The organism is Oceanospirillum sanctuarii, assembly GCF_002150805.1.
Lineage (GTDB): Bacteria > Pseudomonadota > Gammaproteobacteria > Pseudomonadales > Halomonadaceae > Oceanospirillum > Oceanospirillum sanctuarii.
The window spans coordinates 1-22,322 of record NZ_MTBA01000006.1; the positions used below are offsets into that span (position 1 = coordinate 1).

Sequence of the window (22,322 nt, forward strand, 5' to 3'; positions counted from 1 at the left end):
CCAGAGCCAACTCCTGAGCCGGAACCAACTCCTGAGCCGGAACCAACTCCTGAGCCTGAGCCAACGCCTGAGCCAGAGCCAACGCCTGAGCCAGAGCCAACTCCAGAGCCGGAACCAACTCCTGAGCAGGCAGCAGGTGAATATCGTGTAGCTGTTGCTACTCCATCATTACGCAGAAAATTTAATATTACATCTGAGAGTAATAAAGATGTGTCTTTGCAGATGTTGGATGGGAAGGTTTACCGAATTGAAGATAAGAACTCGAATAGCAGTGAACTTCTGATTGCTACCAGTGAGATCACTCAAACCACTAAAACAGATGATCACAACACGTATGGCTGGGGTTATTGGACAAGTTTTACTCATAACAACAGCAACATTGAAGGCAATCTGTTCTACTTTTTTGTAGATAGCCTCAATACACCTGATTTGACCTCCCAGGCTTTTGTCAATCAGGTCGCTGAGTTCTCTTTTGCTGGTGGTTATGCGATCGATGCCTCAGGAAGTTCTGCATACGATTTAAGTGAGTCCACCATGAGTGTTAACTTCAGCAGTGGCGGTTTCTCTACAACATTGAGCGCAGTATCAGAGGCTGCAGAGTGGAGTGCGTTGGGTAGCGGAAATTTATCAGACCTTTCCAACCTCAATTTGTCAGGTTCAGTGATTTATTCTGATCAATCCAATGCAGACGTTGCTGGTCTTTGGGATTTGATGTGGGGAGGAGATGAAGGCCAGCTTCTGGGAGGGAGTTTTAAACTGAGCGGTGGCAAAGGGAGATCCAGCGATTACATTGAAGGGGTTGCGGCTTTTGATTCTGATTTAATTGTTTTCGATACTGCAGCAGAGCAGAACAATGCCACCACTTTCGGCCTGATCTCCACTCAATGGGGTGATGCTGGTTCACAGGGAACTGACCTGTTTGCAATAACCTCGCAGACCACTTCTTCAATCACTGAAGAGTTGTATATTAATTCAAATGGCGCTTTACAGTCTTTTGAAACCGGAAGCTCCTGGATCACTTTGACCAATGATCAGCTTGCATTGGTCGAGTCCGGATCCACAACACTGTCAGATGGTTCAGAGGTTAACTGGGGGCGCTGGGGAAGTCTTCAGGCAGCAGACTATGAGGGCACAACAGAGAACCTGCAGCAGCTTCACTATATGTTAGCATCTAATCTGACATCATCTGATGTGCTGGCAGCCAAAACAGGTACTGTCAGTTACAGTCTGATTGATGGAACAACGCCGACAATGATCGCATCGGATGGCACAGTAAGTTTGGCTAGTCTTGATTCAATGACGATCGGTGTTGATTTTGATAATGACTCTATGAATGTTTCGATGCAGGTATCTTCCGAAACACTGGGTGGTGTGCTTTCTGCATCAGGTTCCGGGCATTTAGACAGCTTTACCGGTTCCGGTGTCAGTTTGGATGTATCCGGAGCGACCACCGGCACGGGTAATATTCAGGGGCAGTTTGTTGGAGCCGATGCGGAAGGGATTATGAGCCTGTATGAACTGAATACTGCTGCAGGTGATATCAGTGGAACCTCTTTGTTGGAACAAGCTCGCTAAAGAGGCGGGGGTACATCGTCGCATTGTTCGATTAAGTGAATAGGGTGATCCTGAAACAACAAAAAGCCGGAGAAATTACTCCGGCTTTTTCGTTTCTGTCGCTTAGTCTTGCAGGGCTATTTACTTGTGTGGGTAAAAACGCCATCCCAGTCTGCGCCGGGAGGGTTCTCGCGGTAGAGTTCGATGCGCTCCAGATATACTTCGTAAATCATGCGAGAATCCGCTGCTAACAGCTCTTTAAAGATACGCTCTGCGTAGCCCCACTCCTGTTGTCGGAAGTGTGTTAGTGCCTGACTGTAGCGCTCCAGCAGTTGTTTGGTTTCTGCTTCAACCTCTTCCTTCAGCGCAATCGGCTCAAAAATAGCCACAGGCTCGTGTTTACCTTTCACTTTAACAAGATCAAGCTCACGGTAGAGATAGTCGTCAGCAGCCGCTGCTGTGGTCTCACTGACCATGAGATCCACACCATATTGTTTCGTGAGTCCTTCCAGTCGAGAGCCAAGGTTAACGGCATCACCCAGAACGGTGTAAGCCATACGGAATTCAGATCCCATGTTGCCGACGTTCATCGGGCCGGTATTCAGACCTACGCCGATCTTTAATTCGGGCCAGCCGCGTTTCTTAAACTCTGGTCCCAGCTCCTTCATGATCTGAATCATTCGAAGACCTGCTTCAACCCCGTGTTTGGCATGCATAGGATCTTTCAGGGGAGCTCCCCAGAAGGCCATGATGGCATCTCCCATATACTTGTCGATGGTGCCCCGGTATTCATGAATCACACCTGTCATCGGCGTCAGGAAGGCGTTCATCAGGCGGGTCAGCTCTTCAGGGTTGAGTCCTTCTGAAATTGTTGTGAAGCCACGAACATCAGAAAAGAGCACGGTCATTTCCCGGCTTTCACCCTCCAGAGAGATGCTGCCAGGATCATCATTCATCTCATCAACCAGCTCCGGCGGTACATATTGTCCGAACAGGCGGGTCAGTTGGCGTTTACCTCTGGACTCAACAAGATAACCATAAGCCAGTTGGTAGGCGATAATCAGAGCGCTGAGCAGGACAGGCGTTGCCAGTGGGAATACCCACTTATAATCTGTCCAAAGTAGCAGGTTGCCATACCAGATACCGGTAAAGATCAGAGATGAGCCGATCAGAATCGGAAGTGGGTTGAGTTTCGGCAGGGCGAACGTCAATAATAGTCCCAGAATGGTTAGTACCAGAATTTCACCACCAATGGTGTAGGTGGGCTGGTGTTTAAAGGACTGGTGGAGAATACCTGCAATCAGGTTCGCGTGTACTTCTACCCCGGGATAAACACTCTGGACTGGCGTGGTTCGCAGGTCCAGGAGGCCCGGAGCACTTGCGCCAAGGAGGACGATAGCCCCCTGAAGCTTTTCTTTTGGCACCGTTTGTTTAAAGACATCGATGACAGAGATGTACTCAAAAGTTCCCCGACCGCCGTAGTAGGGCACGAGCGCGCCGGTTTGGTTATCCACAGGAATGCGGAAACCACCAACATCGAGTGCTTCCAGAATGGGGTTCGTCTCATCCCCACTCATAATAAATTCTACCGGCGGCATTCCCAGCACGCTTCGGACAACGCCCAGTGACAGAGACTGGTAATAGTTACCTTTGTACTCCTGAATCATAGGCACACGGCGGAATACCCCGTCCTGATCAACGAGGGGGTTATCAAAAAATCCTGCCGACAGGGCATTGGCCTGGTGAATAGGTTGATTACCGGAAAAGCGCTCAGCTTTGGGTATCGGTAGCAGTGTTGGCGGAAGAGGGCTATTGATAGGTAGTGGTTCAGGCAATACGCCTACTGAGGGCGTTGCCTCCTCCGACTCGCGATCCAGATAAAACCCAAGAATGGCGGGAGTCTGGCTGAGAATTTCTGCCAACTGCCGGTCACCGTCCATTGACTCCAGTAAGGGGGAGATCGTTGGTGTCAGTTCTGGTTGCTCTTCCATTAATCGCTGGAGAACCTCCATTGCGCCACGTCGATCGGGTTCAGGAAAAACAATATCGAAGCCCAGTGCGCTGATGCCGTATTCGCCAAACAGAACATAGAGCAGTTCGGCAACATACTCCCTTGGCCAGGGGAATTGACCGATCTCCCGCAGGCTGTCCTCATCGATATCGATAATCAGAATCTGTGGGTCACCCTCTTTGGGGAGTGTCATATTGATGCGAATATCGTAGGCGATCTGTTCCAGTCGGTTGAACAAACCGATATTCCAGTAGCCAATTGAGTGAAGCAGAAAGACAGCAAGGATGGCGAGACTACCCAGAGGTCGAATCAAGGGCGCAAGAGCTTTTTTTAGCGAGTCCATGGCAGACGGGTCTTTATCATGTGATTGTTTTTTCTGAGCATACTATACAACACGGCATAATGCGGTATCGGGATGCCATTTCCTTTTCAGGTCAGTCTCTTCTTCAGGTGCGCAGATGAATGCAGAGAGGTAGTTTTCTGATCGTTTGAAAGAAAAGGGCGCGGATTACAGATAAGGAATTGCAGGCATAAAAAAAGCCGCTTCATTAGAAGCGGCTTTTCAGAATATGGTGGCTATGGCGGGACTTGAACCTGCGACCCCAGCATTATGAGTGCTGTGCTCTAACCAACTGAGCTACATAGCCAAACTTGATTGAACCTTTCGGTTCGTCAGCAAGTGGCGCAAATTATCTTTACTTCGCTGTGTTGTGTCAAGCTGAAATTAAAATAAATTCAGAAAAAACAACAAGATAGCTTTTGCAGTAAAGAAAAAAGCCGCTTCAGATGAAGCGGCTTTTTAAAATATGGTGGCTATGGCGGGACTTGAACCTGCGACCCCAGCATTATGAGTGCTGTGCTCTAACCAACTGAGCTACATAGCCATTTGCGGGAGCAGATTATACTGTAAATCACTCCCGCTGCAAGCAATAATTTGCTTGTTTTTCGCGTTACCGTTTCAATTATTAAACATTGAAGCGGAAATGCACCACATCGCCATCTTTCAGGATGTAGTCTTTACCTTCAAGACGCCATTTGCCGGCTTCTTTAGCACCCTGTTCACCTTTGAATTCGATGAAGTCATCGTAACCAACAACTTCTGCGCGAATAAAGCCGCGTTGGAAGTCGGTGTGGATAACGCCAGCGCCTTCAGGAGCGGTCGCGCCGATTTTAACGGTCCAGGCGCGAACCTCTTTAACACCTGCGGTGAAGTAGGTCTGCAGACCCAGCAGGCCATAACCGGCACGGATTACACGATCCAGACCCGCTTCTTCCATGCCCAGATCAGCCAGGAACATATCGCGTTCTTCATCATCCAGCTCAGCGATTTCTGCTTCCAGTTTGTTACAAACCGGAACGACGATTGCGCCTTCTTCTGCAGCGATGTCTTTAACCACATCCAGATACGGGTTGTCTTCGAAGCCGTCTTCATCAACATTCGCGATGTACATGGTTGGTTTAACGGTCAGGAAGTTGTACGAACGCAGCAGTTTTTTCTCATCATCGTTCAGGCCAAAGCTACGCAGCGGCTTACCTTCAGCCAGGTGCGGCTGAATTTTTTCCAGCAGGGCTTTTTGGGTCTGAGCTTCTTTGTCACCGCCTTTGGCAATCTTAGTCAGACGGTGGATCGCTTTATCCACAGAGTCCATATCTGCAAGAGCCAGTTCCATGTTGATGATCTCGATGTCCTGAGCCGGATCAACACGGTTAGCAACGTGGATTACATTTTCGTTGTCAAAGCAGCGAACAACGTGAGCGATAGCGTCAGTTTCGCGGATGTTAGCCAGGAATTTGTTACCCAAGCCTTCACCTTTGGAAGCGCCTTCTACCAAGCCTGCGATATCTACAAACTCCATAGTCGTTGGCAGAACACGCTCTGGGTTTACGATTTCAGCCAGCGCATCAAGACGGGGATCGGGCATAGGCACGATACCAGTGTTGGGCTCGATGGTGCAGAAAGGGAAGTTCTCGGCATCGATGCCGGATTTGGTCAAAGCATTAAACAGCGTCGATTTACCTACGTTTGGTAGGCCGACAATACCGCAGTTAAAACCCATGATGATGATCCTGATATGCGTGGTTGAACCGGCGCGTTTGCCTGCTCAAATAATGGCAGACAGAGTCCGGTAAGAAACCGGCAGGGGGAGATGTGATCAGGCGGATTTGAAGCTGTGCAGGCGGTTCATAGCAGCGGGCCATTGGCCTTTCACTGCATCGGGTAAGGCTCTTATGGCTTCATCGATACAGTCATCAATAGCGTGTTGCTCTGACTTAGGTGCCCGACCCAGCACATATCCGGTAACCTTATCGCTACTGCCCGGATGGCCGATTCCAAGCCGTAAACGGTTGAAACCTTTTTCATTACCAAGTTTGCTGATGATGTCCCGCAGACCATTATGGCCGCCGTGACCTCCGCCCTGTTTAAAGCGTGCTGTACCCGGAGGAATATCCAGCTCATCGTGTGCGACCAGAATCGCAGCAGGGGGGATTTTGAAGAAACCGGCAACAGCAATCGTAGACTGACCGCTACGGTTCATGAAGGTGGTGGGAATCAACAGATGAAGGCCTTTACCTTCAAAGCGGGCCTTGGCATAGAGCCCATGGTATTTCTTTTCGGGACGCAGGCTAGCACCGCAGTGTTTCGCCAGCGCCTCGACAAACCAGGCTCCGGCATTGTGACGGGTCTGCTCATACTCTGCTCCGGGATTGCCCAGACCAACGATTAGCTGAATACCTTCACTCATACCGAAACCTCGTTCAGAAAGTCAGCGTGGATTACTCCTCGCCAGCTTCCTCTGCTTCTGCAGCAGCACCTTTAGGAGCGGCAACAGTTACAACAGCTGCATCGTGATCTGCACCTTTGGTCAGCTCAACGATTTCTGCACCTGCTGGCAGTTTCAGGTCAGACAGGTGAACAGTCTGGCCTTTTTCAACTTTAGACATGTCTACGTTGATAGCAGCTGGCAGCTGGCTAGGCAGTGCGCGTACTTCAACTTCAGCTTTCTGGTGCTGAATCACGCCGCCCTGGGTTTTAACACCTTTACAGTCAGCTTCGTTCAGGAAGTGAACAGGAACGTGAACAGTCACTTTGCAGTCTTCGCTTACACGCAGGAAGTCAGCGTGCAGGATAACTTCTTTGTACGGGTGACGTTGCAGGTCTTTCAGGATAACTTGCTCGTTATCACCGCCTTCAATGTTCAGTTCCAGGATGTGAGTGAAGAAAGCTTCGTTTTCCAGCTTTTTGAACAGCTCACGTTGCTCAACTGTAATTGCTACAGGCTCTTTACCCAGACCGTAAACGATCGCAGGAGTAGTACCTTCCAGACGACGCAGGCGGCGGCTCGCACCTTTCCCCTTGTCGCTGCGAACTACAGCATTCAATACGAAATCAGACATGTTTATTTCCTCAATTTATATAAAGTCAGCGCAGGTTACCGCGACCAGAAACCTGCAGCATTTTTCAAACAGATACCTGTTTTGAAAATCGTTCAGCAAAGATGTTCAGCAATTAGCCTTGGGTTAATTAGCGAAACATGGCGCTGATGGATTCCTCGTTGCTGACACGGCGAACCGCTTCAGCCAGAAGACCGGAAAGCGTCAGTTGGCGGATCTTACCGCACTTCTGAGCTGCGTCAGTCAGAGGAATGGTGTCTGTGATGATCAGCTCATCCAGAACAGAATTACGGATATTGTCGATAGCCGGGCCAGACAGAACCGGGTGAGTTGCGTAAGCAACAACACGCTTAGCACCATGGGATTTCAGGGCTTCTGCGGCTTTGCACAGAGTACCTGCAGTATCAACCATGTCATCAACCAGTACGCAGGTACGATCCTGAACGTCACCGATGATGTGCATAACCTGAGCTTCGTTTGCTTGTGGACGACGTTTGTCGATGATCGCCAGATCCGCATCATTCAGTTGCTTCGCGATAGCGCGGGCACGAACAACACCGCCAACGTCAGGAGATACAACAACCAGATCTTCGTAGTTCTGGCGCTCGATATCGTCCAGCAGAATTGGGGAGCCGTACACGTTGTCTACAGGAACATCGAAGAAGCCCTGAATCTGGTCAGCGTGCAGGTCAACAGTCAGAACGCGGTCAACACCAACAGCTACGATCATGTCAGCAACAACTTTAGCGCTGATAGGTACACGAGCTGAGCGAACGCGGCGATCCTGACGGGCATAGCCGTAGTAAGGAATAACAGCGGTGATACGCTGTGCAGATGCACGACGCAGTGCATCAACCATCAGGATCAGTTCCATCAGGTTATCGTTGGTAGGTACACAAGTAGACTGAATAACAAAAACGTCTTTACCACGAACGTTCTCGTTGATTTCAACAGCCATCTCGCCGTCACTGAATTGACCAACCGTGGCATCGCCCAGACGAATGTCTAAACAATCAACAACTTTGCTGGCTAACTGGGGGTTTGCATTCCCCGTGAACACCATTAATTTTGACACGTGTAACTACCTTTGGATTCAGTCTGACGGGAGTAAATGCGGGCCGGGTCTGCAGTTCTTATGACTGTCATACCAGAAAACAGAAATGGCTGGGGTACCAGGATTCGAACCTGGGGATGCTGGAATCAGAATCCAGTGCCTTACCGCTTGGCGATACCCCAACTTTATACCGATTAGATGGCGAGAGTTGAATGCAGCGGGGATCTGTTTTTTCCCCAGGCTACAAAGCCCTGCCAGTGCTCCGGTAACGCTGCCAAAACAGCATCAGCTGTTTCTTTATCGTTAAATCCTGCGAAAACGCAGGCACCGGTGCCGGTCATCTGTGATTTGCCATGCTGACTGAGCCAATCGAGTGCTTCCGCAACCTCTTTATAAGCTGCTTTAGCGATCGGTTCACAGTCGTTATGGCCGCCCTGATCAAGTGCGCGCGTAATTGTCATGATTTCGGTATCTCTTGTCAATTCGGGATGACAAAAAATTTCCTGAGTGGAGATATGACAATCGGGGCAAATCACCACATAACACAGCTCTTTCGGCTCAATAGGGCTTAGTTTTTCACCGACACCTTCTGCCCAGGCGGCAAAGCCACGGACAAAAACAGGTACATCGGCACCAAGAGCCAAACCTATTTCAGCCAGTTCATCAATTGAGCAGCCTAACTGCCAGAGGTGATTCAGGCCGATAAGCGCCGTAGATGCATCTGAGCTGCCGCCTCCTAAACCGCCACCCATAGGGATTTTTTTATCCAGTTCGATGGTTACATCGTTTAGCGGTGTGGTGTTGCCTTTTTCTCGACAGTAGCTGATCAGGCGAAGGCCTGCTTTAACAATCAGATTATCTTCATTGGCAACGCCTGGAATCTCGGGGGTTAAGACGATCACAGGATCTGATGAACTCTTATCGCCCGGGCTGAATGTCAGCTGATCGCAGAAATCAAGAAACTGAAACTGAGTCTGAAGCAGGTGATAGCCATCGTCACGACGACCAATAATATGAAGCATAAGGTTCAGTTTGGCAGGAGCAGGCAGAGTCAGCATTGTTCAGATAACCGCTTTTCAGTTGTCGGTGGCAGGCTGCAGATTAAGGCTGGAGCAGATTAGCAGCGCTGAAAATAATGGGGAGCGATTATAGCGGATGCTGAGATTAGGGAAACAGGCTCGGTGAGCAGGAGCTTATTAAAAAACTCCTGCTTATAGCTAGTGATTGCTGGGGCTGGCTTTAATAGGGGGAGTCGCTATTTCAGTAAAGAGATCTGATGTTCCGGCAGTGACCACTGGTTAATGATAAAGGTCAGCTCCAGCTTTCCCTTAGCGATCTTCATTCGGCCGGGAAGTTTAGGCGCAGCGGAGTCAGAGTTGTTAACAGTGCGATAGCGATCATAGCGAATATCCCAGCCATCCTGTTTCAGGCGGGCTACCTGCTGTTCGTTATTCAGTTCAGATTGATAATCAGATCCGGGGGCGGGCAAGGTGCGAACCCAGTAGAAAAGGCTGCTTAGTGGCAGATCCCAGCCAAAGTGATTATATAGCAGGCTTTCCGGTGAACGATCTGCGAAGCTGCCTTCATCAGGAATCGTCAGTACAACCTGATAAGGCGTACCTTCCAGCATTGCACCGGTCTGGCCAAAAGGGCCGCTTAACGTCAGAGTGTAACTATCCCCTCTCTGTAGCCATTGGATATTAGCGCTGTCGGAACTTTCGGCGGTTTTCAGGCGGATTTTTCCGGCAATTTGCCAGTGGGTCAGTTGCGACAGGTTACGGGTATGCTCATCCATAAAAGGTGAGGAAGCCTGTTGCAGCTTGTCTGTGGTGGTGCAGCCAGCAAGCCCCAGCAGCATAGCCAGAACGAAAGTGGTTAGCAGGTGGCGTTTGGATAAAAGGCGTGATGGCACGTTTACTGGGCTTAGCATAAAGCTCTTCATAATGAGGTTGTTTAATTATTCGTTACGGGAGTCAGCGGTTTCCGCCGGATCGGCAGTATTAGTCTGGCTGTCTGTATTGGCGCGGTCGGTAGGAAGTTGCTCAGCCTGGCTTTTGTCCTGTGCATCCTGAATTTCAGCTTCGGTGACAAGTTCAGGGTAGCGCTGTTCAAGATCTTTAAGCAGTTGGTTATCCTGGAACAGCTGGCGGGATTCCAGTAGCAGAGCGATCGCTTCTTCCTGATGCTGAGACACCCAGTACACCTCAATCAGATGGCTGGCTACTTCCGGATCCTGCAGCTGGTTGTAGGCTTGCTGCAGAAAAAGAATCGCTTCATTCAGCTGACCCAGTTTGTAGTAAACCCAGCCAAGGCTGTCAGTAATCGCGGGATCACCGGGTTTAAGCGCCGCCGCTTTACGGATCAGCAACAGGGCTTCTGAGTAGCGATCTGTGTATTCGGTCAGGGTGTAGCCCAGCGTATTCAGCACCATGGCATTGTTGGGTTCGTTCTCCAGAATCTCCCGAAGATCACGCTCCATGGCATCAATGTCCTTCTGTTGCAGGGAGATCATGGCGCGACTGTAGAGTAACTCGTAATCCGGACCTTCTGAGCTGATCGCTTCTGTCAGCAGCTGGTACGCTTCGTCAGTACGATCCAGTGATTGCAAAAGCTCACTTTCCAGCAGATACAGACGCACGCGATATTCCGGCAGTGTCAGGCGCAAGGTGGCCAGATGTGCGCGGGCTTCATCGATATCACCATTTGCGATCAGCAAACGAGCCGCACGTGCCTGAGCCTGCAGAAAGTCTTTACCACCTTTAACCATGCGATAGTGATCGATGGCGGATTGGGTATCACCTTCCTGCTCCTCAAGACGACCGAGATAATAGTGCGCGGCATCTTCTTCAAAGCCTTTTTCCAGCAGCTTGTTCAGCTCCTGACGTGCCTGATCCGGCAGGCCGTTTTCCATCAGAATTAACGCCAGTGACAGAGTCAGTTGTCCGTTCTCCGGATGATTGTCTGCCATGTTGGCAAAGACTTTCTGTGCCTGATCGATATCACCATCTTTTACCAGGGTTCGTGCCAGTGCTAACTGCAGGCGCAGATTGTCCGGTTGTTTGCGGATCGCCTGCTTCAGTACCTTGATTCCTGCCTGAGGGCCTTCCAGTGTAATCACCAGATCAGCCTTCAGCAGAATGCTGCGTACATTAAGTGGTGAGATCGCAAGGGAGGTTTCAATGGCTTCGCTGGCTTCCTGATGCAAACCGGAGAAATAAAGCAGTTGCGCGGTTGCGGTGAGCAGATCCGGATTATTCGGGTGTGTGCTACGCAAACTGTTCAGGGCGATCAGCAGTTCATTGCGCGTATAGTCATCGGCCTGAGCACTTTGAGCGGCAAGGTAGCTGAAGTGGGTTTCTTCACCCATCGCCAGCAGGTCACTCTGGAAGTCAAAGGCTTCCAGAAAATCACCCTGTTGGATCAGCAAGGTGCTGCTGATGCGGCGCGATTCTACGTTATTGGGATCGGTTTCGCTCCAGATAGCAGCCGCTTCCAGAGTGGTTTGGTTATCCCCTGCATATTGAGCAATATAGGTTGCCCGACGAGCCAGCTCCGCACTTTGCAGGCGTGAAGCCTGTTCCATATAGAGTTGAAGGGCATAGCCCACCTGATTTCGCTGACCTGCAATCTCGGCGGCTAAAAGCTCACGCACCGCTTCACCATCAAGGCCTCTGATCGGTGGTTGTTGGGCGTGGGTTTCGTTAGCGGCCAGAGAGCTTTGCATCTCAGGGCGTTGGTAATTGTTATCAAAGGCGGCGTCGCCACTTTGCTTAACCTGCTGGCAGCCGGAAAGCCAGATCAGTGGCAGCAGCAGACTGGCTCTGATAAGGCGGGATGAAGAGATAAGTGCTGGCTTGCCTTGCATGGTGTCACCCTGAAACCGGTCAATAAGAGTGTGGCGAGGCTGATGAAAGCCGGTGCGTCAGACGGAAACGATACAGGTATCCGGATGTTGTCCGCTTCTTTGCTATCCGTAAGAAGCGGGAGCGGTACGCAAAAACTACCCACAATAAAAACAGAACGAACAACAAATACAGAGCCGATCCTGCAGAAAGTATGAATCAAAACACAGACTCTGGCCGCTCAAATTCTTTCAACAGAGCTTAACCTGTTGCTACTACAGAAAAAACCGTCTTTTTTAATCGGTTTGTGTATATCTGTTTTTGATGAAATTCTGACCGCTAGTCCTGGTAGATAATAACCCGGTTTCTTCCCTGATCTTTAGCTTCGTAGAGTGCTTTGTCCGCCTCTTTCAGTCGGTGACTTAATGTCGAATTCTCATTGGGGGTACTGATCCGGCAACCAATACTGATGGTAATTCTGAAAGCATCTCCTTTGGTTGCAATATCATTTTCGGCTACGGCCTGACGAAGTTGGTGGAGTCTGAGTTCAATATTGTCCGCAGAGATATCTGAGGTGAGTACGATAAACTCTTCGCCGCCGAATCGGATCAGATGATCCTGAGGCTGGTTGAACATTAGACGCATATTCTCAGCCAGACTTTTCAGACAATTATCACCTATGTCGTGGCCATAGGTGTCATTGACCTGTTTGAAGTGATCCGCATCTATCAGAGCCAGACACACAACCTTGGATTGTTTTCGGCACTCTTCCAGATAGGGCTGGAAAGTCTGGTTCAGATAGTTCCTGTTGCCGAGCTCGGTCAGTTGATCTGTGATGCTCAGATAGGCCAGCTTTTCATTAGCGGATTTCAACTGATTGTTGAGTGAACCGAGTTTTCGGTTCCAGAAAAAAAGTGCGAAAAACAGCAAAGCAAATCCGGCGCTTAGCTGCCACAGCAAGCGGTAATTCGCATGCTGTTCTAGTTTGACGGAAAGCCACTCTTGTTCAATATGCCCAAGGTCCTGCGGTGAAATGTTTTTCAGGAGTTTGTTCATTAGCTCAAGTAGCTGGGGGTACTGTGGGTTGACTGCAATAGAGAAATTGCTGTCGATAGGTAATCGCCCGAGCACACGAACATCCCCAAAGCTCTCTTTTTGCAGCAGGTAACTGGTATGGGCTAAACCGCCAATAAAGCCATACAGCTTGCGTTGTCTTAGAAGCTGAATGCCGGAAAGTGTGTCTTCAACTTCAACAAGATTCAGCTGTGGATACTGTCTCTGCAGCAAAACCTGCAAAGCATTATCTTTTGTGATGCCGACAGGCTTATCTCCAAGCTGGCTAACCCTGCTGATAAACGGGGCATCTAAGTTACCCAGTATGACGTTAGACGAGTTATACCAAGGGGCGGTCAGCAGATAATCCTGTTGCAGTTTATGGCTTTGGCTCATCATGGGAATAAAGGCGCAGTCACCCTGCTGAAGGGCTTGCAGACTTTCCTGCCAGCTGTCAGTTGGGTAAAGATCAAAGCCCAGAGTATCCATCCTACTTTGCAGTAGGGTGATAAGGCTGGCGGACATCCCCTCATGCTGATCCTGTCTGCTGATCTGCTCCAGCGGATACCGGTCGGGATTTACACAATATGTCAGACGACCATTCCAGCTGAGAAGCAACTCTTTTTCTTTCTGGCTGAGCTCGATCTGTGCGCTTTGGGACTGGCTTCCTGTTCCCAGCCAACGATTTTCTATGGTGCGCTTTTCCGTCTGGGATAATGTATTAAGCGCCTGATCCAAAATGTCCCGTAACGGCTCCAGCTCCGGTTGTAAGCCTAATCTCAGGTCTTCTCCTGCAAGTCCCGGCAGCTGAAGTTCACCGGCAATTCTGATGTTGGTTAGCCCAAGCTCCCGTATTAAATGATTACCATTGGGCAGTGCAGCCAGTACAACATCAACCTGATTTTCAGCCAGAGCTTTAAACATGAGGGATTGTTCGCTGTAGCTGAATACCTGATCGTTAAATAATGCCCGGACCGCATCCTCGTAGAAAACATCCTCACCAAGTGCGATTCGCAGCCCTTTGAGGTCTGAGGGTTTCTTCACCCTTAGCAGTTTGTCCCGTGTGTAAATAACATTTGGGATACGATGGTAAGGCTGTGTGAAGAGCGTATATTCCCGACGTTCCGGCAGGTCTGAGATATTAGCGATCAGATCCAGATCACCCTGCTTGAAAAGGGTGTAGAGATTGCTCCACTGATCAACAACCGGGATGAACTCGACGCCGATGATATCCTGTAGCCGGTACGATATATCCACGCTAAGTCCCTGAATTATACCGTTTTCAGAGAAGCTGAAAGGCGCGTAATCTCTCATCATTCCGATTCGTAATGGTGGCAGACGTTTCAGGTAGCGCGCTTGTTCAGGCTTGAGTTTTAGCAGGTGGGGGCGCATTGGTGCCTGACCGCCATACTCCATCCATCGCTCGCTCAGGCCATTGAGCCAGTCTTCGGGTAGTGATTGTAATGCCTGCTGTAGCTTCTGGTGCAGCTCGGGACGGCTTTTCAAAACACCCAAACGAAAGTCTTCGCTTTCCATACCGTTAAGGGGAATAACGGCATTTTTGGTCATTTGCAGAAAGCCCTCTTTTTTTGCCAGATAGGTAAGGGTAACTTCGGCGCCAACAATGACATCCACCCAACCAAAAGAGAGTGCCTGTACCAGATCGGTCTGAAGATCGTATTCGATGACCTCCACACCCTCATTTACGAGGACATCCCGGTAATAGATATCCCGGAGAACACCCACCCGATAGCCCTGAAGATCTTTAACAGAAGATATTTTCGGTAGCGGTGTAGCCGCATGATGCATGACGGCAGTCTGGCGAATGTGATACGGATCTGTGAACAGGATCATCTCTGCCCGGTCTTTGCGCCATGATATTTCATCAATGGCATCCAGATCCCCTCTCAAAAAGGCGGCATAAATGTTACTCCAGCTGCCTACCCGATACTCAAAATCAAGTTGGGAGATCTCACTGATTCGGTTAAGAACATCGACGGAAAAGCCTTTTGGGGTTTGGTTTTCGGTGCTGGAATAGGGCTCATTGTTAGCCACAATACCGATGGTGATTTTGGAGTTTGCCGAGTTGACGGATTCTGATGCCTGTGCATGAGTGACAAGTTCAACCAGAAAAAGGAAAAACAGAGCGCACAGCGTTTTGATAGCTGCAAAGCCGGCATCTTTATGGCAAAGGGCTTTTACTGGGTGAAGGTTTGTAGGTGGTAAACAGCAGGTGTTCATTAGAGTTCCCATCGGTAAATCCATACCGCAGCGTGATCGGTTTACAAGGTTCCTAAACCTGTCAGATCAACTCATTGATAATACAGGTCTTTGTAATACGCTATGTGGGGATTTCCATAGTGCAGTTCTCTGTCGGGCAGTACAAGTAAAGTTTGATAAAAGACGACCTTTTTAATGACCTGAATGATTAAAAAACGCCTTACCTTCCATGTGGTTGGAGTGCCACCTTCAACTCTGTTGTGCTATTATCCCCAGCCTTAAAAATGCCGGAACCGTGACAGAATAGTTATCTATGAGCCTGCTTGCCTTTGGAATCAATCATAAAACTGCCCCCGTGGAGATCCGCGAACGGGTAGCTTTTACCCCTGAACAACTGGATGGGGCATTCCAGCAATTAAAGCAGCACCCGCAGATCAGTGAAGTCACCGTCGTTTCCACCTGCAACCGCACCGAGCTTTATTGCGTCGTAGACGGTGATCAGGAAAATCAGCAAGCCACACCCGTACTGGAATGGATGAGCCAGTTCCACAATCTGGATCTGTCGGATCTTGCCCGTTACAGCTACGAATATGTGGATGAAGACGCGGCCCGTCACCTGATGCGTGTTTCCTGCGGTCTGGATTCTATGGTTCTGGGTGAGCCTCAGATTCTGGGTCAGATCAAAGATGCTTACCTGAATGCGCAGGATAAAGGTCTGGTGGGACGTGAGCTGAATCAGCTGTTCCAGCAATCCTTTGCCGTTGCCAAGCAGGTACGTACCCAAACTGCTATCGGTGAAAACCCGGTTTCAGTTGCCTATGCTGCTGTCAGCATGGCTCAGCGCATTTTTGCTGATTTGAGTAAAAGCCGTGCCCTCCTGATTGGTGCCGGTGAAACCATCGAACTGGTCGCCCGTCATTTGCGTAATGCCGGTGTCAGCAAAATGGTGGTTGCCAACCGTACCCTGAGTCGTGCTCAGGCGGTTGCAGAAGAATTTAACGGCGAAGCCGTTGTGCTGAGTGAGATTCCTCATCAGCTCGAAAAGTCCGATATCGTGATCGCGTCTACTGCCAGCCAGTTACCTATTCTGGGTAAAGGTGCGGTAGAGCGCGCCCTGAAAGTCCGTAAGCACAAACCTATCTTTATGGTGGATATCGCGGTTCCCCGTGATATTGAGCCCCAGGTTGGCGAGCTGGACGACGTTTACCTGTACAGCGTTGATGACCTGAAAGAGGTTATCGAAGAGAACATGCGTAGCCGTCAGGAAGCCGCTGAGCAGGCCGAGCAATTAGTGCTGACCGGTGTTGGCAGCTTTATGCAATCCCGACGTGAGCGCGGTGCAGGTCAGGTGATTGGCAGTTTGCGTCAGCAGGTTGAAAGTGTGCGTTCCAGCGAGCTGGAAAAAGCCCTGCAACAGCTGCAAAAGGGTCAGGATCCGGAAGAAGTTCTGAAGCGATTTTCCCAGTCGCTGACCAATAAAGTATTACACGAGCCTATGGTGCAGCTGCGTCAGGCTTCAGCCGATAACCGCCATGACCTGCTGAACAGCGCCCGCACCCTTTTTGCCCTGGATTAGCGACGCTTAATCCCTCTCTTCTGTTACAGACCGCTGCGCTATTTTTGAGGCAGCCTGTCTTATAATTCCGACGAATAATAATCCGAGTTCCACGCCTTCATTAAGGCCCAGCCGGGAAGATAAAAATGAAACCATCCATCCACGCCAAACTGGATCTGCTGAAAGATCGTTTTGAAGAGCTGCAGGCTCTGTTGAGCGATGCTGAAGTGATCTCTGATCAGAAGAAATTCCGCAGCTATTCCCAGGAATATTCCGAACTGGAAGGTGTTGTAGAAACCTTCAACCAGTACGAGCAGGTCAAAAGCGATATGGCGGAAGCCGAGCTGATGCTGCAGGACGGCGATGCTGATCTTCGTGAAATGGCCCGGGAAGAGATCGAGGCCGGTAAAGATGAGCTGGAGCGCCTGGAGCTTGAGCTGCAGAAACTGCTGCTGCCAAAAGATCCGAATGACGAGCGTAACGTCTTCCTTGAAGTGCGTGCGGGAACCGGTGGTGACGAAGCGGCGATTTTTGCCGGTGATCTGTTCCGCATGTACTCCCGCTTTGCTGAGAAAAAGCGCTGGAAGGTGGAAGTGATCAGCGCTAACGAAGGCGAGCATGGCGGTTATAAAGAGATCATCACCCGTATTACCGGTGATCGCGTATATTCCCAGCTGAAGTTTGAATCCGGCGCACACCGTGTACAGCGTGTCCCTGCGACTGAATCTCAGGGCCGTATCCACACCTCTGCCTGTACTGTTGCGGTGATGGCGGAAGCGGATGAAGTCGGTACCATCGATATCAATCCGGCGGATCTGAAGATCGATACCTTCCGTGCTTCCGGTGCCGGTGGTCAGCACGTAAACACCACGGATTCTGCGATCCGTATTACTCACCTGCCAACCGGTACAGTGGTTGAGTGTCAGGATGAGCGTTCTCAGCACAAAAACAAAGCGAAAGCGATGTCGCTGCTGGCCTCCCGTATTCAGCAGGCGGCGGATGACAAAGCTGCGAAAGAGCAGTCCGATGCCCGTCGTAGTCTGGTGGGTAGTGGTGACCGTTCTGAGCGTATCCGTACCTATAACTATCCACAGGGCCGCGTTACCGATCACCGCATCAACCTGACGCTGTATAAGCTGGATGAGATTATGGAAGGCGGTGCCCTGTCTGAAGTGGTTGATCCTCTGGTGTCAGAGCATCAGGCGGATCAGCTGGCGGCACTGAGCGACTAATCTGATGAGCCAGGCGTTCGACCTCTCCGTTTTACCTGATGTGCAGACCGCCCTTAACTGGGCGGTCAGTCAACTGACGGCCAGCGATACTGCACGTCTCGATAGTGAGTGTCTGCTGGCGGAGTGTGTCGGGCAAAACCGAACCTGGTTGTTTACCTGGTCGGATAAGCTGCTGACAGAAGAGCAGTGGCAGCGTTTTCAGGCTTTGATCGCCGAGCGTGCCTCCGGCCAGCCAGTGGCTTATCTGCTGGGCTATCGGGAGTTTTGGGGACTGAGCTTAAAAGTCAGCCCGGATACTCTGATTCCCCGTCCGGATACCGAAGATCTGGTGGCTAAGGTGCTGGAGCTGATACCTCAGGCAGAAGCAAAAGTGGCTGATCTTGGCACAGGCACTGGTGCTATCGCACTGGCGCTGGCATCCGAGAAGCCGGGCTGGCAGATCACCGCCTGTGACTTTAACCCCGGTGCTGTTGCATTGGCGGAAGAGAACCGTAAAACACTGGGCTTTAATCAGGTCAGGGTGCTGCATTCGGATTGGTGTCAGGCACTTGAGGCTGATGCTATCGCCAAGGGTGGCTTTGACCTGATTGCCAGTAACCCGCCTTATATTGAAGATGATGATCCGCATCTGTCTCAGGGTGATGTGCGTTTTGAGCCGTTAAGTGCGCTGACGTCGGGGGCCGATGGCCTGGATGATATTCGTGTGATTACGCAACAGGCGAAAACCTGCCTCAAATCCGGTGGCTGGCTGATTTTTGAGCACGGCTACAATCAGGGAGAGGCTGTGCGGGATATTCTGACGGCTGCGGGTTATCAGGGAGCACAAACCGGTCAGGATATGGCGGGTGTAGACCGGATCAGTTTTGCCCGTTTGCCTTAGTTTTTTATCCTCTATTTTTCCTGACTTGCCTCCGGCCCTTCTTATCCTCTTGTGGATCCGTCTCTACGGCGGGTTGCTTTCAGGCGTTTGTTTCAAGATACCATGCTTGGTTAGTCGCGTGAGTTGGTCATAGAACGTGCTTTCAATTCCCATGTATCTTTTTCTTTGCCCGGCGAAATACAGTTTATTTTGCTGAGCAGCATCAAAGACTGTTTTTCACTGAAGCGGTTAACCTGTGTCCTCAGAGTGAAAATGATCTCAGGCTGCTGAACTTTTTCTCCGGCGGCAGAAAAAACGACTTTCAGAAAGATTTGCTGTCACTGAGCTTTTGATCTGTTTTTATCTGGTCTAAATCGCTAAATCAGGTGGTTTTTTTAAGAAAAAAACCGAACAGAGCTTTTGCACTAGGGATAAAGTCTAATTCAATTAATCCCCTCAGCCCTTGAATTTTGCTACCGCTTGGCGATAAGCTCTGATCAGCAATAATTGCTGGAAGACAGATAATAACTAGCAAAACCTTCTGATTATTGAGACGTTGTTTCCCCTATGAAAGCTTCTAAACCTCGCGCACTAGACCGCATCGACCTGAAAATTCTCGCCTGCCTGCAGGATAACGCCCGTATCTCCTATGTAGATCTGGCAAATCAGGTTGGCCTTTCAACCACACCTTGTCTGGAGCGTGTGAAGCGCCTGGAGCGAAACGGGGTTATTAAGGGCTATAAAGCACTGCTGAACCCTAAGTACCTGCGGGCAAATCTGCTGGTATTTGTAGAGATCAGTCTGGAAACCCAATCCTCCGCCGTATTTGATGAGTTCCGTCGTGCGGTATCCAAACAGCCGCAGATCCAGGAATGTCATCTGGTATCCGGCCAGTTTGACTATATTCTGAAATGCCGTATTCCTGAGATGTCTGCATACCGTCAGCTGCTGGAAGATGTAGTTCTGACTCTGCCGGGTGTTAAAGAATCCAAGAGTTACGTGGTGATGGAAGAAGTTAAAGAAGATGCTTCTATCTACGTACCTGAGCTGAATGAGTTTGATGAGCATCAGCTGACCTAGTCAGAAAATACCGCTGACCTGATAGTCAGCGTTTTCTTGCTCGGGTTAAAATACCCTATAGGGCTTTTGGCATGCGCCGAAGCCCTATTTTTTTACTTATTCCACCATTGCCAGTGATAGAGAGCATTACCATGCAGGATCAGCAGTTATTACGCTACAGCCGTCAGATTATGTTGCCGGAAGTGGATATCGCCGGGCAGCAGGCTTTGCTGGATGCCCGCGTGCTGATTATCGGAATGGGCGGCTTAGGTAGTCCCGCGGCGCTCTATTGTGCGGCAGCTGGCGTGGGAACTCTGGCGATCAGTGATTTTGATGAGGTGGACCTTTCCAACCTGCAGCGCCAGATTGTGCATCGTCAGAGCACGATAGGTCAGCCAAAGGTGGAGTCTGCTAAGACAGCGTTGAATGAACTGAACCCGGAATGCCAGATTGTCACCCTGCCGGAAAAGCTGGAAGGTGACGCACTGCAGGAACAGATACGTCTTGCGGATGTGGTGTTGGATTGCAGTGACCGTTTTTCCACCCGCTTTGCGATTAATGCAGCCTGTATCGCAGAAAAGACGCCCTTGGTTTCCGGCGCGGCGATTCAGTTCGGTGGTCAGTTGGCGGTGTTTGACCCCCGTCAGCCAGAGAATCCCTGCTATCGCTGCCTGTACGATGACAGCGATGATGAAGCGATGCGCTGCGCAGAGAACGGTGTGATTTCACCTTTGGTGGGCGTGATCGGCACAATGCAGGCGCTGGAAGCGGTGAAACTGATTTCCGGTGCAGGTAAGACCGCAACCGGACGTCTTCTGATCTTTGATGCCCTGAATACTCAGTGGCGCAGTATGAACCTGAGCAAAGATCCTGCCTGCCCTGTGTGTCACTTCTGATATGCCTCACATTTGTATACGGGCCTGACGCCACTGCATTAAAAAACCGATAGCGAAGGTTCCGGTTCCTGTCTCAACAGCTCTGCCAGAACCTTCAATCCCCGTTCCAGATGATTTTGCGACCAGGCGCTACTGGACGACAGACGGATCGCCTGAGGTGCCCGATACTGGGCGACGACAAAATTGTCCTCACCGATCACTTTCACGCTACGGCGCTCTGCCTGCAGGATAAACTCACTGCTGCGCCACTGTTCCGGTAGCTCCAGCCAGGCATGCAGGCTATGGGGATTGATCCGGCAGGCAAATTCTCCCAGATACTGACGCATCAGCTGATTACGCTGACTCAGTTCCTGCTTCTGCTCCGCCAGTAATTGCTCGGCAAGGCCGCTGTTGATCCAGCGGGTGCAGATCTCAGCCAAGAGAGGGCTGGTCATCCAATTGGAAGCCCGCAGGGCGTTAGAGATCTGAGTGCGGATCTCATCCGGTGCCACAATCCAGCCCACCCGAATCCCAGCTGCCAGAGTTTTGGAGGCACTGTTGATATAAACCACCCTATCCGGTGCGATCTCAGCCAGTGGCGGCGGGGCGTTTTCCAGCAGGTTAGCGTTTACCGAATCTTCGATAATCCAGACATGATAACGACGGGCGATCTCAGTCAGCGCTTCACGGCGCGCTTCCGACATGATGGCGTTGGTTGGGTTTTGCAGAGAAGGCGTGCAGTAAAGTACCCGTGGTGCGAACTGCTTACAGGCATCTTCAAAAGCGGAAGGGATTACACCTTCCTCATCCATCGCTACAGGTTGAGGCCGCAAACCCAGCTGATGGGTAACTGCCATAAAGCCGGGGTAGGTGATCGCTTCAGAAAGGATCATATCTCCGGAGCGGGTCAGCGCCATCAACGTCAGCAGGATTGCATTCTGGCCGCCACCGGTAATCATCAGTTGATCAGCGTGGGTGCGAAGACCGGCTAAGCCGAGCCATTTAGCGGCTGCTTCCCTGTGTTCCGGCATGCCCACATCCGGCTGATACCCCAGAATCCGGTTCATCTGCTCCGGGTCTGCTGCCAGTTCCGTCAGTGACTGACTTAAAACATCGGCTCTGTCCTTGGCGATTGGCAGGTTCAGTTGCAGATCAACACAATCCGGTTCCGACTCACCGCGAATCATAAAACGATCCCCCTGAGCATGGGGGGTGGAGATAAAAGAACCCCGTCCAACCCGTGCCGTCACCAGCCCTCTGCGCTCTGCCTCGGCATAAGCCCGGGTAATGGTGCCTACGGTCACGCCCAGCTTATCGGCCAGAGCCCTGTGAGTCGGCAGGCGATCGCCATCGCTCAGATCGCCAAGCTCAATGGATTCGGCCATTGCATCAGCAATAGCGACATAGCGGGGGCCGGGGAAGCGTTCGAGTTCTGGAGTCCACATAGTGCCGGTTGTCTCTGGTTTGGGTATTGGTTTTTCTATGATTGTAATGGTGACAATAAAAGGTTTGATTCGATTGTGCTGCTCATTTTATAGTGACAATCGAGTCGGTACAAAGGCATCTGAAGGGAGTTTATGCCAGGGATTGTATCGCGACAATAACCACTTTGGGG

16 protein-coding genes and 3 tRNA genes are annotated in these 22,322 nt (G+C 50.6%); 6 read left to right on the top strand and 13 right to left on the bottom strand.

All coding sequences use genetic code 11. The annotated features are described in order from the left end of the window. The first annotated feature begins 216 nt into the window (after window positions 1-216). Window positions 217-1,575, top strand: a complete 1,359-nt coding sequence (locus tag BV405_RS17705; RefSeq protein WP_176330149.1) for a hypothetical protein — start codon at window positions 217-219, stop codon at window positions 1,573-1,575. Between the two features lie 116 nt (window positions 1,576-1,691). Here the strand turns inward: BV405_RS17705 and BV405_RS12520 are convergent, their stop codons facing one another. The 12 genes from BV405_RS12520 to BV405_RS12575 form a co-directional block, all read right to left on the bottom strand. Beyond that, window positions 1,692-3,908: a CHASE2 domain-containing protein gene (locus BV405_RS12520; protein WP_086481238.1), complete on the bottom strand. Its 2,217-nt coding sequence runs from the start codon at window positions 3,906-3,908 to the stop codon at window positions 1,692-1,694. A gap of 227 nt (window positions 3,909-4,135) precedes the next feature. Beyond that, window positions 4,136-4,212: transfer RNA gene (locus tag BV405_RS12525), tRNA-Met, on the bottom strand. A gap of 160 nt (window positions 4,213-4,372) precedes the next feature. Next, window positions 4,373-4,449: transfer RNA gene (locus tag BV405_RS12530), tRNA-Met, on the bottom strand. Window positions 4,450-4,530: 81 nt separating this feature from the next. After that, window positions 4,531-5,622, bottom strand: a complete 1,092-nt coding sequence (ychF, locus tag BV405_RS12535) for a redox-regulated ATPase YchF (protein WP_086481239.1) — start codon at window positions 5,620-5,622, stop codon at window positions 4,531-4,533. A gap of 96 nt (window positions 5,623-5,718) precedes the next feature. Next, on the bottom strand, window positions 5,719-6,309 hold the full coding sequence (gene pth, locus BV405_RS12540; protein ID WP_086481240.1) for an aminoacyl-tRNA hydrolase: 591 nt from the start codon (window positions 6,307-6,309) through the stop codon (window positions 5,719-5,721). 31 nt (window positions 6,310-6,340) lie between these two features. Next, on the bottom strand, window positions 6,341-6,961 hold the full coding sequence (locus BV405_RS12545; protein WP_086481241.1) for a 50S ribosomal protein L25/general stress protein Ctc: 621 nt from the start codon (window positions 6,959-6,961) through the stop codon (window positions 6,341-6,343). Between the two features lie 127 nt (window positions 6,962-7,088). Then, on the bottom strand, window positions 7,089-8,033 hold the full coding sequence (locus BV405_RS12550; RefSeq protein ID WP_176330150.1) for a ribose-phosphate diphosphokinase: 945 nt from the start codon (window positions 8,031-8,033) through the stop codon (window positions 7,089-7,091). 86 nt (window positions 8,034-8,119) lie between these two features. Further along, a tRNA-Gln gene (locus tag BV405_RS12555) sits at window positions 8,120-8,194 on the bottom strand. Between the two features lie 12 nt (window positions 8,195-8,206). Further along, window positions 8,207-9,070, bottom strand: coding sequence for a 4-(cytidine 5'-diphospho)-2-C-methyl-D-erythritol kinase (gene ispE / locus BV405_RS12560; protein WP_086481243.1), 864 nt, complete (start codon window positions 9,068-9,070; stop codon window positions 8,207-8,209). Window positions 9,071-9,267: 197 nt separating this feature from the next. Continuing rightward, entirely contained in the window at window positions 9,268-9,942 is a 675-nt protein-coding gene (lolB, locus tag BV405_RS12565) for a lipoprotein insertase outer membrane protein LolB (protein ID WP_176330151.1), read from the bottom strand. Between the two features lie 27 nt (window positions 9,943-9,969). Further along, window positions 9,970-11,877, bottom strand: a complete 1,908-nt coding sequence (locus tag BV405_RS12570; protein WP_086481245.1) for a tetratricopeptide repeat protein — start codon at window positions 11,875-11,877, stop codon at window positions 9,970-9,972. 316 nt (window positions 11,878-12,193) lie between these two features. After that, on the bottom strand, window positions 12,194-15,160 hold the full coding sequence (locus BV405_RS12575) for a transporter substrate-binding domain-containing protein (protein ID WP_176330152.1): 2,967 nt from the start codon (window positions 15,158-15,160) through the stop codon (window positions 12,194-12,196). Window positions 15,161-15,440: 280 nt separating this feature from the next. Between BV405_RS12575 and hemA the strand changes: the two genes are divergently transcribed. The 5 genes from hemA (at window position 15,441) to BV405_RS12600 (ending at window position 20,728) form a co-directional block, all read left to right on the top strand. Next, a complete protein-coding gene (gene hemA / locus BV405_RS12580; RefSeq protein ID WP_086481247.1) occupies window positions 15,441-16,703 on the top strand; it encodes a glutamyl-tRNA reductase in 1,263 nt (420 codons plus the stop codon). A 125-nt stretch (window positions 16,704-16,828) separates the two neighbouring features. Further along, window positions 16,829-17,914, top strand: coding sequence for a peptide chain release factor 1 (prfA, locus tag BV405_RS12585; protein ID WP_086481248.1), 1,086 nt, complete (start codon window positions 16,829-16,831; stop codon window positions 17,912-17,914). A 4-nt stretch (window positions 17,915-17,918) separates the two neighbouring features. Then, window positions 17,919-18,794: a peptide chain release factor N(5)-glutamine methyltransferase gene (prmC, locus tag BV405_RS12590; RefSeq protein WP_086481249.1), complete on the top strand. Its 876-nt coding sequence runs from the start codon at window positions 17,919-17,921 to the stop codon at window positions 18,792-18,794. A 546-nt stretch (window positions 18,795-19,340) separates the two neighbouring features. Beyond that, window positions 19,341-19,853: an Lrp/AsnC ligand binding domain-containing protein gene (locus BV405_RS12595; RefSeq protein WP_086481250.1), complete on the top strand. Its 513-nt coding sequence runs from the start codon at window positions 19,341-19,343 to the stop codon at window positions 19,851-19,853. 131 nt (window positions 19,854-19,984) lie between these two features. Further along, window positions 19,985-20,728, top strand: coding sequence for a HesA/MoeB/ThiF family protein (locus BV405_RS12600; protein ID WP_086481251.1), 744 nt, complete (start codon window positions 19,985-19,987; stop codon window positions 20,726-20,728). 38 nt (window positions 20,729-20,766) lie between these two features. Here the strand turns inward: BV405_RS12600 and ehuR are convergent, their stop codons facing one another. Further along, window positions 20,767-22,152: a MocR-like ectoine utilization transcription factor EhuR gene (gene ehuR / locus BV405_RS12605; RefSeq protein WP_086481252.1), complete on the bottom strand. Its 1,386-nt coding sequence runs from the start codon at window positions 22,150-22,152 to the stop codon at window positions 20,767-20,769. Window positions 22,153-22,322: the final 170 nt, after the last annotated feature.